Here is a 13,558-nt window from a genome sequence, read left to right on the forward strand (position 1 = left end):
TCCCAGATGCTGCTGCACCTTATCGATGCAACAGCATTTCGTGGAACGCGTCGGGCCTTTGGTTAGAACCTTACCAACCGATCCGGTGTGATCCGGTAGGCCAGATCAGTCAGTTCATGACTTTGCATGAAACGCCGTATCGCGCCAAATGTTGCGGTGCTCACTTGCGCGCCATGATCTGCTGTGGTCAATGCCCGAGATGCAGCCGGAGCAAACAATCTCTGTAATCCGTTCAACTGGACCTGCTGGGCTGTAAAATGTGCGGCAATATTCGCCTTGATTTGCGACTGGTCATGCGTGTCATATAGCGCAGCTATCAGCACATCTAACGTATGTTCCGTGCAATTTTGAAACTGCAACGATGTCGGATTGGCCAGAACCGAATATGACGGGTTATGCAGTGCCGCATAGGTGGGGCTGGTAATCACCTGAAGTAGTTTTTGCTGCAAACGGGGGTCTGGAATGATCACCCCCGCATCCAGACTATGGGCACCCGCAAAAAAATCGGCAGGTGTATCCTGCACCAATTCGCTACGCGTCAAATCGCCATTGCGTTGGTATAGATTATAGATCCGATACCCTGTCCCAGTGCTGCCGTCCGCTTTGGTGATCCGGGAATAGACCCAAAACGCAACATGTGTGTAATCGATCCCGTCAGGCAGCACAGATGGATCGCGCCCCACCCGAGACACAATAGCGACGCGCGCACCCCGCGCAGCCAAATCCTGCTGAACACGATTGGAAAACGCGGCAACTTCGGCGGCTGGCAAGATAGGGTTTCCAGCGGCGCTGCTGCCTGCCGCAAGTTGCAACGGCATCAATAAAGAAAGCGTCACTATCAAGATTTTCAGAAAACGTCGCATGATCGCCACCCCTTAATTCAATGCAGGCGGGCCATCCGGCACCACACAAACGACGGCACCTTGCATGGCAGGCTGCGCGGTACATGTGGTCGCTCCGGCTGGCGCGACCCCCGCCTCAATCGCTTCCGTGCCCGCTTGCACCGAAGCTGTTCCCACTTCCTCAAGCGCTGCCCCTGTTACGGCCAGGACCGCGCCAGCCGCAACGACAGGAACAGCGGCGACGGTAGCCGCGCCCGACGCCGCTGCGCTCGCGCCATGGCTGGTTGCCTGGGCGCTATGATCTGCTGATTGGGCCGCATGTTGGGCGCTTGGGCTGGCGCATCCTGCAAGACCCGCAAACACACCCACCAAACAAAGTGATTGAAAACCATTCATTGCTCTGCTCCATTTTTTGAACAATGATCAAGGTGCTACATGCTGCAAAATCACAAATCAACAGAAATATGAACATCGTTCATACTGAGTAAGGTTTTCCATACCTGCTCGCAAAAAAGTCATTGAGCGCCATCTGCCAGTTGCGCCCGGCACGGCGAAATGCTTTTTGTCAGGCGCGAGAAGGATTAAAGACTATGACGTTTCGAAACTACATTCTGATTTTGACAGCTGCGACGGTTGCAGGCTGCGCACCACCCCCTGGCGTTGATGGCAATCCATTTATCGAAGAATTGCCCGCCAATGTCACCGAAATCGTGGGCCCCAACCAGAACCTCGACCAGGTCGTGTTGCTCCCTGAAGACAATTGCTATTGGTACAATCATGCGGGTCCGGTTGAGACAACCCTGATCCCGCTACGCAGCCAAAGGGGCCGCCCCATCTGCGTGAGTGTGCCCGAAGAAAGCGCTGATCAGTAATCTATGAAACCCCCAGCAGACATATGCTGGGGGCACATCCCTTAGGCAGCGTATAGCACCGCGGTCGAGCCGGTATTGACCTGATCATAAAGGTCAATGATATGCGCCATCACCATCCGCACGCAGCCCGAGCTTGCCCGGCCACCGATAGACCGCGGTGACGGCGTGCCATGGATACGCAAATAGGTATCCCGGCGCCCCACAAAGAGATAAAAGGCGCGTGACCCCAATGGGTTACGCGGTCCACCATCCATACCATCCTTGAATTGCTCAAAGCTGCGCGGATCACGTTCGATCATTTCATCTGTCGGGCGCCACGTTGGCCATTTCGCCTTGCGCCGGATCGTGTAAGTACCGGGTTCGTACAGATTGCCGCGTGCAATCGCCACGCCATAGCGCAGGGCCGTCCCATCGGCGCGAATATGATAGAGATACCGTGCAACCGCATCCACATGGATGTCACCGGCTCTCAGATTATCGTTTGCCTGCACAATTGTCGGCAGAAAACGGGGATGCAGGCCCCAAGGATTGGACGTGAACGGATCATAGTCGCGCGGTGTCACCCGCGCATCCCACCCTGCCCAACGTGATGGCGGTGATACCGGGCGGCGCACCGGTTCTTCTTCAACCTCGACAGCTGCATCAGCCGTTTCATCGGCCGTCGGGTAGCCCGCTTCGGTTGCGTCATCAGGGTTCAGAGACTCTGTGGCGTCTTGCGCCCAAGCGACCCCAGCAATTGGGGCCGAAAAAAGAGCGGTGGAGGTCTGGATGAAATGGCGTCTGCTGAGCATGGCGTCACCTATTTGAAATGCATAATTGTTTGATCAACCTGCAAATTACCATGAAATGTTCAAGGTACAACGCCCAAACACTCACTTTCTAGTCAGGTTATGACTTATCGCGGTGCCCGGGTCATTGGCGCGACTATACGCTACAGTGGCAGCGCCACCGTCGATTTGATCTCTTCCATCGACAAAAGCGCGGTCACATTGTGCACCTTCACCTCTGAAATCAGGGCTTGGTAGAAGGTGTCGTAGGCTCGGGCGTTCTGCACCCGGACTTTGAGGATGTAATCAATATCCCCCGCCAGCCGGTGCGCCTCTTGCACCTCGGCGCGCGCGCGCAGGGCGGACAGGAATTTCCCCTGCCATTCCGCGTCATGCTCTGAGGTGCGGATCAACACGAAAAAACAAGCCTCAAACCCCAAGGCTTCAGCGTCCAGCAAAACGGTCTGTTGGCCAATAATGCCTGCCTCTCGCATCTTCTTTATGCGATTCCAGACAGGGGTCTTGGACGAGCCGACAGTCTTGGCAATTTCATCCAATGATTGCGCTGCGTCAGCCTGCAAGGCCGCAAGGATTTTCCGGTCTGTGGCATCGATCCGTACAGACATTCTTATTTCTCCTTATTCGCAGGACAGGCGATCCTAATTCCGCAAGACCCAGAACATATGTCCTTAGTTACACCCGAGGGGGCGCAACACAAAGAACATTATTCTATATTGAAGGCAAGAAATCACAGCCAGCCAGAGAGCCAAATGCAGCATTTTCCCATCTTCCTTGCCGTCGCTGGCCGCCGGATCGTCCTTTCGGGCGGGGGTGATGCGGCCATGGCCAAGCTGCGCCTCTTGATGAAAACCGAAGCGCGGTTGACCGTTATCGCGGCTGAGATCGCCCCAGACATCCGCAAATGGGCCGCCGCAGGCAAGCTGCAGATCATCGAACGGGCCATGGAGCCCGGCGATGCCCTTTGCGCTTCGCTATTCTATGCGGCCAATGAGGATGACGTCGAAGACGCCCGGGTGACCGCGATTGCGCAGGCCGAAGGCGCGCTGACAAATATCGTGGACAATCTGGCCGAAAGCCAGTTCATCACCCCCGCTATCGTCGATCGTGATCCGGTGACCGTGGCCATCGGCACCGAAGGCGCAGCCCCCGTGCTGGCCCGCGCGATCAAGGCGGACTTGGAAGAGCGGCTGCCATCCTCGCTGGGTGTGCTGGCCCGCATCGGTAAAACCTTCCGCCATGCGGTTGATGTGCTGCCCATGGGCCGCAAGCGCCGCGATTTCTGGTCGGCCTTTTATTTCAACAAAGGCCCCAAGGCGGTGGCTGCGTATGGCGAGGCTGGCGTTTTGCCTGCCTTGGAAAACCTGCTGGATGATCATGTGATGACCGGCGCGGTTCAAGGCCATGTGGATCTTGTTGGCGCAGGCCCGGGTGATCCAGAACTGTTGACGCTGAAGGCGCGCAACGCTCTGGATAAGGCGGATGTGGTGATCCACGACCGTCTGGTCACGCCTGAAATTCTGGAACTCGCCCGCCGCGAAGCGATCATCATTGATGCGGGCAAGACCGGCTTTGGCCCTTCGATGAAACAGTCTGATATCGACGCGTTGATCGTGCAGCACGCGCTGGATGGGCATCATGTCGTGCGGCTGAAGGCCGGCGATCCAACTGTATTTGGGCGGCTTGACGAAGAGGTCGAAGCGCTTGAGGCCGAAGGCATCAGCTATCGCATCGTCCCCGGCATCACAGCCGCCTCAGCAGCCGTTGCAAATATCGGGCAAAGCCTGACAAGACGCGGCCGGAACTCGGTCATTCGCCTGATCACCGGGCACGACACCAAAGGCTATGCCGATCACGATTGGACCGCCCTCGCCCGCCCCGGCGAAGTGGCTGCGATCTATATGGGCAAGAAATCCGCCCGGTTCATTCAGGGGCGCCTGCTGATGCATGGCGCCGATCCGGCAACGCCTGTGACCATTATCGAAAACGTCAGCCGCGCCGATCAACAGATCATCGCAACGACGCTGGCCGAACTTGAACCAACGCTGAGCCGCGCCAACCTGCAAGGCCCTGCCATCACATTCTATGGCCTCGCCCCGCGCGCGGCCGTCTCTCAAGCCCAGACCCTGAAGGAGCTTGCCTAATGCCCCGTGCTTTCACACCCAAAGTCGTGACCGCCAACGCCCTTTTAGAGGGCGACGCCGTCTGGCTGACCGAAGACAACCGCTGGACCCGCGACATGCGCGAGGCCGAGCTGATCACAGATGAGGCCCATGCCGACCTGCGCCTGCTGGAAGGTCAAGCCCGGGTTGACGAAATCGCCGGTGCCTATCTGGCAGACGCCAAGGCAGGACCGGAAGGCCCTGAACCCACCCATTTCCGCGAGGATTTCCGCACGCGCGGCCCCTCGAACTACGACCACGGCAAACAAGCAGACCACGCGTCCCGGGCCTGACCCGGGACCTCCACGTTAACCATGAGGTCCCGGATCAAGTCCGGGACGCGAAGGAACACAACATGTATAAGTATAACGACTTTGACGAAGGTTTTGTGCGCAGCCGCGTGGCCCAGTTCCGCGGCCAGGTTGAACGCCGCATCGATGGCTCGCTGACCGAAGATGAATTCAAGCCGCTTCGCCTGATGAATGGCCTTTATCTGCAATTGCACGCCTATATGCTGCGCGTCGCCATTCCCTATGGCACGCTGAACAGCGGCCAAATGCGCCAGCTCGCCTTCATCGCGGACAAGTGGGACAAGGGCTATGGCCATTTCACCACCCGCCAAAATATCCAGTACAACTGGCCCAAACTGCCAGATGTGCCTGATATGCTAGAGGCTCTGGCTGACGTGGAAATGCATGCCATCCAGACCAGCGGCAACACGATCCGCAATGTGACAGCGGACCATTTCGCAGGCGCCGCAGCCGATGAAATCGAAGACCCCCGCCCCTATGCCGAGCTGCTGCGCCAGTGGTCGACCGACCATGCCGAATTCCAGTTCCTGCCGCGCAAATTCAAAATCGCTGTTACCGGGGCTGCCGAAGATCGCGCCGTCGTGCGCGCCCATGACATCGGCCTGCAGATCGTGCGCAATGATGCAGGCGAGGTTGGCTTTCAGGTGATCGTCGGCGGCGGGCTTGGCCGCACGCCCATGGTTGGGAAAGTCATCAAAGACTTTCTGCCCAAAGAAGACCTGCTGCCCTATTGCGAGGCTATCGTCAGCGTCTACAACCTGCTGGGACGCCGCGACAACAAGTATAAGGCACGGATTAAGATCACCGTACACGAAAACGGGCTGGAGAAGATCCAAGAGCTGGTGGAAGAGCGCTTTGCCGCCATCCGCGAGGATTTCATCGGTTACGATCAAGACCTCCTGAAAGACATCAAGAAAGCCTTTGCAGCCCCTGATTTCGCTCAGAAATCCACCGACGGATATGAGGCCGCGCGCGCCGCGAACCCTGCGTTTCGGTCTTGGACAGACACCAATCTGTCCGCGCATCGTGCCGAGGGCTATGCCATCGTATCGGTCAGCATCAAAAAGCACGGGGCCACCCCCGGCGATGCGACCTCTGACCAGATGCGTGTGCTGGCTGATCTGGCCCAACAATACGGCCATGATGAGCTGCGGATCAGCCATGAACAGAATGTGATCTTCCCGCATGTCCATAAATCAGACCTGCCAGCGATCTATGCGGCGCTGCGCGAAGCTGATTTGGCCACAGCCAATATTGGCCTTGTGTCCGACATCATCGCCTGCCCCGGGATGGATTACTGCGCGCTGGCCACCGCCCGTTCGATCCCGATTGCGCAAGAGATCGCAACCCGCTTTGACGAGCTGAAGATCGAACATGATATCGGCGCTTTGAAGATCAAAATCTCGGGCTGCATCAATGCTTGCGGGCACCACCATGTGGGCCATATCGGCATTCTCGGGCTCGACCGTGCGGGCGTGGAAAACTACCAGATCACACTGGGCGGCGACGGCACACAGACGACCACCATCGGCACGCGCGCAGGCCCCGGCTTTAGCGCAGAAGAGATCGTGCCTGCCATCGAACGTCTGGTGACAGGTTATCTGGACCTGCGCGAAAACCCCGAGGAAACTTTCCTTGAGGCCTATCGCCGTCTGGGGATGGAGCCGTTCAAGGCGATCCTCTACCCAGCCGAGGAAAAAGCCGATGCCGCTTAAAGAACTCGCAGAGCGCAGAAATACGCTACACCGGAAATCCGACGCGCAGACGATCCTCAAGCATGCGCTTGAAGATGTGCAGATCGGGCCGATCGCGCTGGTGTCGTCCTTTGGGGCCGAAGCCGTGGTGCTACTTCACATGGTGGCGCAGATCGATAAGGTGACCCCGGTTATCTTTTTGGATACCGAAATGCTTTTCCCCGAAACGCTACAATATCAGCGCGAGGTGGCAGAACTGCTGGGGTTGACGGATCTGCGGATCATCACACCTGACCGGAACGCGGTCTTTACCGAGGACGTCGATGGGCTGCTGCACCAGGCCGATACCGACGCCTGCTGCGATCTGCGCAAGACACGCCCGCTGAACAAGGCGCTGAATGATTTCGGTGGCTGGATCACCGGGCGCAAACGCTATCAAAGCGGTCAGCGTAGCCAGATGCCGTTGTTCGAAAAGGACGGGGCAAAGATCAAGATCAACCCGCTGGCCGATTGGACAGCCAAAGACGTGCAGGACTATATGAAAAAGTATGACCTGCCCCGCCATCCGCTGGTCGCCAAAGGCTACCCGTCAATTGGCTGTATGCCCTGCACTAGCCGGGTAAGCGGCGATGAAGACCCGCGCGCCGGGCGCTGGCGCGACAGCGACAAAACCGAATGCGGAATTCACTTTGTAGACGGCAAGCCCGTCAGATCAGGACAAGCAGCATGAGCGTACTCGTAACCGATTCTGGTTTCAAAACTGATGATTGGACAGGCAGTTTTGTGCCTTTGGATGAAGTGGCAGCCAATGACAGCGATTTTGCCATTGACCTTGCCTCGGATACTGCACCTGATGCCTTGGGCGCACTAACCTCGGCCTCTATGATCCGCATCGACTTTCCGTCGTTTGCGGATGGCCGTGGGTTTACTCTGGCGGCCATGCTGCGGCGGGCTGGCTTTGAAGGACGGCTGCGCGCCAAAGGCCACGTTTTGGCCGACCAATACGCGATGGCGCGCCGGTCGGGCTTTGACGAGGTGGAAATTGACGATGCGCTAGCCTCGCGCCAGCCTGAAGACCAATGGCGTTTCCGCGCTGATTGGCAAGAACACGATTATCAGGCCCGGGTGCGCGGTTAACGTCGCCCCTTTCCCTGATACAGAACAATAACTAAGACGGAGGGCGGTCCTATAGGGGCCGCCAAAATACATGACCGAGCAAAAACCAGTGACTGAAACAACCGCAAAAGCCGTCCCCGCCCTGCCCGATGCGCAGACGGTGACCGACGTGAAACACTACACCGACCGGCTGTTCAGCTTCCGCTGCACCCGGCCTGCATCCTTGCGCTTTCGCTCGGGCGAATTCGTGATGATCGGCCTGATGGGCGACCCGCATCCCGAAACCGGTAAGCAAAAACCATTGCTGCGCGCCTACTCAATCGCCTCTCCGGCTTGGGATGAAGAGATGGAATTCTATTCGATTAAAGTACCTGATGGGCCGCTGACATCGAAGCTGCAGCACATCAAGGTCGGTGACGAGATTATCCTTCGCCCCAAACCCGTTGGCACCCTAGTGCATGACGCGCTGTTGCCCGGCAAACGGCTATGGTTCTTTGCGACAGGTACCGGCTTTGCCCCCTTCGCCTCGCTCCTGCGCGAGCCGCAGACCTATGAGGATTATGATGAGGTTATCATCACGCACACCTGCCGCGAAGTGGGTGAGCTAACTTATGGCCGCGACCTGATCGAAAGCCTGAAAGAAGATGAGCTGCTTAATGAGCTCATCGGCGAAGGGTTTTGGAAAAAGATCAAATACTACCCAACGACAACGCGTGAAGAGAGCCCAAAGATGGGCCGGATCACCGATCTGATGAAATCAGGTGAAGCCTTTGCTGATCTCGGCGTTGCGCCTCTCAACCCTGAAACCGATCGGGCGATGATCTGCGGGAACCTGGCCTTCAACCTCGAACTGAAAGAGATGTTCGAAGACTATGGGCTGGAAGAAGGGGCAAACTCTAAGCCCGCGCATTACGTCGTTGAAAAGGCGTTTTTGGACTAAACGCGAACGTCAGACAAAAAAAGGGGCCGCACCAAAACTGGTGCGGCCCCTTTTTCATTGATGCCGGTGGCTTACAGACCCAGCGCCGCCTTCAACTGCGTCAGCACAGGCTCCAGCAATTCCGGATTGTCCTTTGCCGCGTCAAGTGCTGTGCTCAGCGTTGTCTTCTCCAAAACAGAGACGTCGGAATCGTCCAGCAGTGCCATCACTTGATCGATATCAAAGCCGTCGACAGTCAGCAGCTCTTCAACAGATGCACTTGTCTCCTCAGCAGCGTCCGCAGCGGCGTCGGCGACTTCCTCAGTTGCCTCCTCGACAGCTTCGGCGGCAGCCGCTTCTGCACTGGCGGCTTCTTCGGCAGCTTGCGCTGCAGCAGCTTCAGCTTCGGCGGCGGCTTGCTCAGCTGCCTCTGCAGCAGCTGCTTCGGCCTCTGCAGCGGCTTGTGCGGCAGCCTCGGCTGCAGCGGCCTCCGCCTCTTCAGCAGCTTGTGCAGCGGCTTCGGCAGCAGCGGCTGCCTCGGCCTCAGCAGCAGCGGCGTCTGCGGCGGCCTGCGCTTCGGCCTCTGCTGCGGCTGTAGCGGCGGCTTGGGCTTCGGCCTCGGCAGCTTCGGCGGCGGCTTGGGCTGCCGCCTCTGCCTCTGCAGCGGCTTGGGCTGCTGCCTCTGCTTCCGCTGCAACTCTGGCCGCCTCGGCCTCTGCCTTAGCGGTTGCGCCGGTTAAGACGCCAACAGCTGCCGCTGGACCACGGCCCTCGGCAGCATATTGATATCCAAAAAAACCCAAAACAGCGATAACAACTAAAATCGCGATGGCGCGCATGTGGTTCATCCTTTCTATGAATGACTTTTGGACCCCCACTGGTCCTTGTCGGGGGATATGTCAGACCGACTAGGGAAGGAAAAGGGCAAACCACGGGGAAAAATCGGCAGGAAACCCCATCTTTGCGGGTTGAAGCCAGACAGAGCGACGTTTACTTTGCGCCAGACCCTCAACGGAACAACCGAAGGATAAAGATCATAGGACGCAGACCCCATAACGCGCCTCCACAGCGCGATACCGGCCCCCGGATCAATGACCGCATTCGCGGCAATGAGATTAGACTGATCGGGGCAGAAGGCGAAAATGTTGGTGTCGTGACACCCGAACGCGCATTGGTAATGGCAGAAGATGCTGGGCTGGACCTGGTTGAAATCTCACCCAATGCGAAACCGCCGGTCTGCAAGATCATGGACTACGGTAAGTTCAAATACGAAACCCAGAAGAAAGAAGCTGAAGCGCGTAAGAAGCAAAAGACCATCGAAATCAAGGAGGTTAAGTTCCGACCGAACACGGACAACCACGATTACGATGTAAAAATGCGCAACGTCTTCAAGTTTTTGGAAAATGGCGACAAGGTGAAGATCACGCTCCGCTTCCGCGGCCGCGAGATGGCACACCAGCAATTGGGGCGCGAGTTATTGGAACGTGTTGCCGAGGACACGAAAGAAGCCGGCCGGGTTGAGAACTTCCCAAAGATGGAAGGCCGTCAGATGGTCATGTTGATTGGACCGCTTCCGAAATAGATCAAATTTCTCGAAATTTGATCGCCCAGAATATTTTTCGAGAAAAATATTCGCGACACTCAAAAGGCCCCCGCAACGCGAGGGCCTTATTCACATTCAGCAGGCCGCAACTGCGCGCTTCGTCATCACGCCAACCAGATGGGCTCGATACGCCGCTGATCCGTGCAGATCCGCGATCATACCGTCTGCAGAGATCGTCATACCTTCAAGCGCATTTGCAGAGAAATCGGCAGACAGCGCCGCTTCAGCCTCGGACCACCGGAAAACCCCGTCATCGGATGCCCCTGTTACAGCAACGCGCACACGATCTGCGTATTTCGTCACAAAAACACCAACCAACGCAAAACGGGATGCAGGCTGGACAAATTTTTGATAATTTGCCTTCTGCGGAATGGGGAACCGTACTTCCGTAATGACCTCACCCTCGTCCAGGGCGGTGCCGAACATACCTTCAAAAAAGTCATCGGCCGCAATCTCACGCGTGTTGGTGATAATAGTCGCCCCCGACCCCAACGCAGCCGCAGGATAGCAGGCAGACGGATCGTTATTGGCGATCGAACCACCAATCGTCCCGCGATTGCGCACGGCCGGATCCCCGATATGCGCAGCCAAACCCGCCAGCGCTGGATAGTGGACAGCCGCCTCTTGCGCCACTTTCGCATGGGTCGTCGCCCCACCAATGCAAAGCATCCCGTCATCTGACAGGCAAATGCCTTTCATCTCGGGAATTGCCGACAGACTGACCAAAGCGCTCGGCATTGCCAAACGCGCCTTCAGTGTGGGGATCAGGGTCTGCCCGCCACCAAGCGGCTGTGCATCGTCGGTCTTCAGCGCTGCAACCGCATCTGCGATCGTCGAGGGGCGTTCAATTTCAAAAGCATACATGAGCGTTCTCCCTTACGCGTTGTTCATGGCATCCCAGACGCGGGTTGGCGTCAGAGGCATATCAATATGGGTGACGTCCTTACCGCCCGATTGCAGCGCATCAATGACTGCGTTTACGACCGAGGGGGGATCCGATTGCGCCAGCTTCACCGCAACCTTTGACACCCAGCGGGTTGTGTGTGCAGGGCGTTTGGCACGAATGATCAACGCTATAAAAAGGAAGGTCAGCCGCGCGCGGCATCGCATAATCCATATAGGATGCACTGATCAGCTGACCATTTTCGTCATAGGCGCAGTTTTCCAGCAAGGCCTGCCCAACACCTTGGGCAATCCCCCCATGAACCTGTCCCGAGACGATCATTGGATTAATGACATTACCAAAGTCATCGGCAGCCGCAAAACGCTCGATGGTCACTTGTCCGGTCTCTGGATCGACTTCAACTTCACACGCATAAGCCCCTGCAGGATATGTGAAATTTGCCGGGTCATAGAACGCGGTTTCTTCCAATCCAGGCTCAATATCCTCAAGCGGATAATTATGCGGTACATAGGCCGCCAAAGTCACATCACCCCAAGCGACGGACTTGTCCGTCCCCGCGACACTGAATTGACCATCTTTCAACTCGATATCCGCATCCGACGCCTCAAGCAGATGGGCTGCAATTTTCTTGGCCTTATCAATGACCTTTTCCGCAGCGCGCACCATGGCCGAGCCGCAAACGGCCAAGGAACGGGACCCATACGTGCCCATGCCGAACGGGATCTTCGAGGTGTCGCCATGGACAATATCAATCTGATCCTCCGAAATCCCGATCATCTCAGACAGGACTTGCGGAAAGGATGTTTCATGCCCCTGCCCGTGACTATGGGCACCCACCATAACCGAGATCGAACCGGTGGCATTCACGCGTACGGTCGCTGCATCATACAGCCCGGCACGGGCGCCCAATTGTCCGACAAGGTTGGATGGTGCGATACCGCATGCTTCGATGTAGCAATTTACGCCAAGACCGCGCAGCTTGCCTTTGGCCTCGCTTTCTGCGCGGCGTGCCGCAAAACCGCCAATATCGGCGATTTCCTCAAGCTTATTCATGGTCGCGTCGTAATCGCCAGTGTCGTATTCCACAGCCACAGGCGTGGCATATGGGAATTCGGTGACAAAGTTCTGACGGCGCAAGGCAATCGGGTCTACGTCCAGCTCGCGCGCGGCCTTATCGATCACACGCTCGATCTGGAATGTTGCTTCGGGCCGCCCGGCACCACGATAGGCGTCGACTGGTACGGTATTGGTAAAGATCGCTTTGACATTCACATAGATATGCGGCGTCTTGTAGTTGCCGGCCATCAATGTGCCATGCAGCCATGTGGGCACTGATGAAGCGAAGGTACTCAGATACGCGCCCATATTGGCGTAAGTCTCGGTGCGAATGGCGGTAAAGTTATTATCCGCATCCAAGGCAAGTTCGATCTTGGTCACATGATCACGGCCATGCGCATCAGACATAAACGCCTCTGAGCGGGTCGAAGTCCATTTGACCGGACGGTTTACGGCCTTTGCTGCAAAGGTACAAAATGCCTCTTCGGCGTAATGGAAGATCTTTGTACCAAACCCACCGCCAACATCCGGGGCAACAACGCGCAGTTTGTGTTCAGGGATATTCAGAACAAAGGCACCCATCAGCAAGCGGATAACATGTGGGTTCTGACTGGTTGTGTGCAGTGTATGCATGTCATCGGCACGGGAATATTCACCCACAGCCACACGCGGCTCCATCGGATTGGCAACAAGGCGGTTATTGACCAACTCAAGCGTAGTCACATGGGCCGCATTTTTGATCGCCTCATCCACAGCGCCCTTGTTTTCTTCAACAAAACCCCAGTCATAGCAGATGTTCGAGGTAAGATCGTCATGCACTTTGGTGCCTCCTTCCGCAGCCTGCTTCATGTCGACAACGGCGGGCAGCTCTGTCAAATCCAGCGCGATCTCCTCTGCCGCATCGCGCGCCTCCGAAAGGCTTTCGGCCACGACGGCCGCAACGATTTCGCCGACATGGCGAATTTTGCCATGGGCGATGACGGGATGGCGGGGCTCTTGCATCGGTTCGCCGTGGCGGTCGGTAACCTGCCATCCGCATGGGATGCCGCCCACAGCCTCAAAATCAGCGCCGGTGAAAACGCGCACAACGCCCGGCATGCTTTCTGCCCCGCTGGTGTCAATTGCATTGATCGTTGCATGGGCCACATCAGCGCGTAGGAAATGCACATAGGTCTGGCCGTAAATATTTATGTCGTCTGTATAATTTCCGGCCCCTGTCAGGAACCGCACATCTTCGCGGCGCTTTGAACTGGCACCGATTCCACTATCCTTTGGCATCTATAGTCCTCCCTTT

Annotated in this window: 14 protein-coding genes and 1 pseudogene; 8 read left to right on the plus strand and 7 right to left on the minus strand. The window is 57.0% G+C overall.

Annotated elements, in window-relative coordinates; all coding sequences use genetic code 11:
* Nucleotides 1–62 precede the first annotated feature (62 nt).
* Nucleotides 63–863: a DUF2145 domain-containing protein gene (locus AABB29_RS17065; protein ID WP_341365773.1), complete on the minus strand. Its 801-nt coding sequence runs from the start codon at nucleotides 861–863 to the stop codon at nucleotides 63–65.
* Nucleotides 864–875: 12 nt separating this feature from the next.
* Nucleotides 876–1,238, minus strand: coding sequence for a hypothetical protein (locus AABB29_RS17070; protein ID WP_341365772.1), 363 nt, complete (start codon nucleotides 1,236–1,238; stop codon nucleotides 876–878).
* A gap of 194 nt (nucleotides 1,239–1,432) precedes the next feature.
* Here AABB29_RS17070 and AABB29_RS17075 point away from each other — a divergent pair, with 194 nt between their 5' ends.
* Entirely contained in the window at nucleotides 1,433–1,714 is a 282-nt protein-coding gene (locus AABB29_RS17075) for a hypothetical protein (protein WP_373636644.1), read from the plus strand.
* Nucleotides 1,715–1,755: 41 nt separating this feature from the next.
* On the opposite strand, the gene AABB29_RS17080 is transcribed toward AABB29_RS17075, so the two are convergent.
* Nucleotides 1,756–2,505: a L,D-transpeptidase gene (locus AABB29_RS17080; RefSeq protein ID WP_341365770.1), complete on the minus strand. Its 750-nt coding sequence runs from the start codon at nucleotides 2,503–2,505 to the stop codon at nucleotides 1,756–1,758.
* Between the two features lie 140 nt (nucleotides 2,506–2,645).
* Nucleotides 2,646–3,107, minus strand: a complete 462-nt coding sequence (locus tag AABB29_RS17085) for an Lrp/AsnC family transcriptional regulator (RefSeq protein ID WP_341365769.1) — start codon at nucleotides 3,105–3,107, stop codon at nucleotides 2,646–2,648.
* Nucleotides 3,108–3,251: 144 nt separating this feature from the next.
* Here AABB29_RS17085 and cysG point away from each other — a divergent pair, with 144 nt between their 5' ends.
* The 6 genes from cysG (at nucleotide 3,252) to AABB29_RS17115 (ending at nucleotide 8,722) form a co-directional block, all read left to right on the plus strand.
* Entirely contained in the window at nucleotides 3,252–4,643 is a 1,392-nt protein-coding gene (cysG, locus tag AABB29_RS17090; protein ID WP_341365768.1) for a siroheme synthase CysG, read from the plus strand.
* A complete protein-coding gene (locus AABB29_RS17095; RefSeq protein WP_341365767.1) occupies nucleotides 4,643–4,954 on the plus strand; it encodes a DUF2849 domain-containing protein in 312 nt (103 codons plus the stop codon). Before cysG ends, AABB29_RS17095 begins: the two co-directional genes overlap by 1 nt.
* Nucleotides 4,955–5,016: 62 nt before the next feature.
* Complete coding sequence (locus tag AABB29_RS17100) at nucleotides 5,017–6,687, plus strand: nitrite/sulfite reductase (protein ID WP_341365766.1); 1,671 nt, start codon at nucleotides 5,017–5,019, stop codon at nucleotides 6,685–6,687.
* A complete protein-coding gene (locus tag AABB29_RS17105; RefSeq protein ID WP_341365765.1) occupies nucleotides 6,677–7,396 on the plus strand; it encodes a phosphoadenylyl-sulfate reductase in 720 nt (239 codons plus the stop codon). Before AABB29_RS17100 ends, AABB29_RS17105 begins: the two co-directional genes overlap by 11 nt.
* Nucleotides 7,393–7,803 carry a DUF934 domain-containing protein gene (locus tag AABB29_RS17110; protein ID WP_341365764.1) on the plus strand — a complete coding sequence of 137 codons (411 nt, stop codon included), beginning with the start codon at nucleotides 7,393–7,395 and terminating at the stop codon, nucleotides 7,801–7,803. Before AABB29_RS17105 ends, AABB29_RS17110 begins: the two co-directional genes overlap by 4 nt.
* A gap of 70 nt (nucleotides 7,804–7,873) precedes the next feature.
* Nucleotides 7,874–8,722: a ferredoxin--NADP reductase gene (locus tag AABB29_RS17115; RefSeq protein ID WP_341365763.1), complete on the plus strand. Its 849-nt coding sequence runs from the start codon at nucleotides 7,874–7,876 to the stop codon at nucleotides 8,720–8,722.
* A 71-nt stretch (nucleotides 8,723–8,793) separates the two neighbouring features.
* Here the strand turns inward: AABB29_RS17115 and AABB29_RS17120 are convergent, their stop codons facing one another.
* Complete coding sequence (locus tag AABB29_RS17120) at nucleotides 8,794–9,540, minus strand: hypothetical protein (protein ID WP_341365762.1); 747 nt, start codon at nucleotides 9,538–9,540, stop codon at nucleotides 8,794–8,796.
* A gap of 197 nt (nucleotides 9,541–9,737) precedes the next feature.
* Here AABB29_RS17120 and infC point away from each other — a divergent pair, with 197 nt between their 5' ends.
* Complete coding sequence (infC, locus tag AABB29_RS17125) at nucleotides 9,738–10,283, plus strand: translation initiation factor IF-3 (RefSeq protein WP_373636922.1); 546 nt, start codon at nucleotides 9,738–9,740, stop codon at nucleotides 10,281–10,283.
* Between the two features lie 96 nt (nucleotides 10,284–10,379).
* On the opposite strand, the gene AABB29_RS17130 is transcribed toward infC, so the two are convergent.
* The gene (locus tag AABB29_RS17130; RefSeq protein WP_341365760.1) at nucleotides 10,380–11,168 is read right to left on the minus strand and encodes a xanthine dehydrogenase family protein subunit M; all 789 of its coding nucleotides are present in this window, start codon (nucleotides 11,166–11,168) and stop codon (nucleotides 10,380–10,382) included.
* 12 nt (nucleotides 11,169–11,180) lie between these two features.
* Nucleotides 11,181–13,542: pseudogene (locus tag AABB29_RS17135) on the minus strand (xanthine dehydrogenase family protein molybdopterin-binding subunit).
* Nucleotides 13,543–13,558: the final 16 nt, after the last annotated feature.

The organism is Yoonia sp. BS5-3, assembly GCF_038069655.2.
In the GTDB taxonomy this organism is placed as follows: domain Bacteria; phylum Pseudomonadota; class Alphaproteobacteria; order Rhodobacterales; family Rhodobacteraceae; genus Yoonia; species Yoonia phaeophyticola.

Coding starts and splice junctions, on each gene's coding strand:
- AABB29_RS17065 (WP_341365773.1), bottom strand. CDS start 863: ATGCGACGTTTTCTGAAAATCTTGATAGTGACGCTTTCTTTATTGATG.
- AABB29_RS17070 (WP_341365772.1), bottom strand. CDS start 1,238: ATGAATGGTTTTCAATCACTTTGTTTGGTGGGTGTGTTTGCGGGTCTT.
- AABB29_RS17075 (WP_373636644.1), top strand. CDS start 1,433: ATGACGTTTCGAAACTACATTCTGATTTTGACAGCTGCGACGGTTGCA.
- AABB29_RS17080 (WP_341365770.1), bottom strand. CDS start 2,505: ATGCTCAGCAGACGCCATTTCATCCAGACCTCCACCGCTCTTTTTTCG.
- AABB29_RS17085 (WP_341365769.1), bottom strand. CDS start 3,107: ATGTCTGTACGGATCGATGCCACAGACCGGAAAATCCTTGCGGCCTTG.
- cysG (WP_341365768.1), top strand. CDS start 3,252: ATGCAGCATTTTCCCATCTTCCTTGCCGTCGCTGGCCGCCGGATCGTC.
- AABB29_RS17095 (WP_341365767.1), top strand. CDS start 4,643: ATGCCCCGTGCTTTCACACCCAAAGTCGTGACCGCCAACGCCCTTTTA.
- AABB29_RS17100 (WP_341365766.1), top strand. CDS start 5,017: ATGTATAAGTATAACGACTTTGACGAAGGTTTTGTGCGCAGCCGCGTG.
- AABB29_RS17105 (WP_341365765.1), top strand. CDS start 6,677: ATGCCGCTTAAAGAACTCGCAGAGCGCAGAAATACGCTACACCGGAAA.
- AABB29_RS17110 (WP_341365764.1), top strand. CDS start 7,393: ATGAGCGTACTCGTAACCGATTCTGGTTTCAAAACTGATGATTGGACA.
- AABB29_RS17115 (WP_341365763.1), top strand. CDS start 7,874: ATGACCGAGCAAAAACCAGTGACTGAAACAACCGCAAAAGCCGTCCCC.
- AABB29_RS17120 (WP_341365762.1), bottom strand. CDS start 9,540: ATGCGCGCCATCGCGATTTTAGTTGTTATCGCTGTTTTGGGTTTTTTT.
- AABB29_RS17130 (WP_341365760.1), bottom strand. CDS start 11,168: ATGTATGCTTTTGAAATTGAACGCCCCTCGACGATCGCAGATGCGGTT.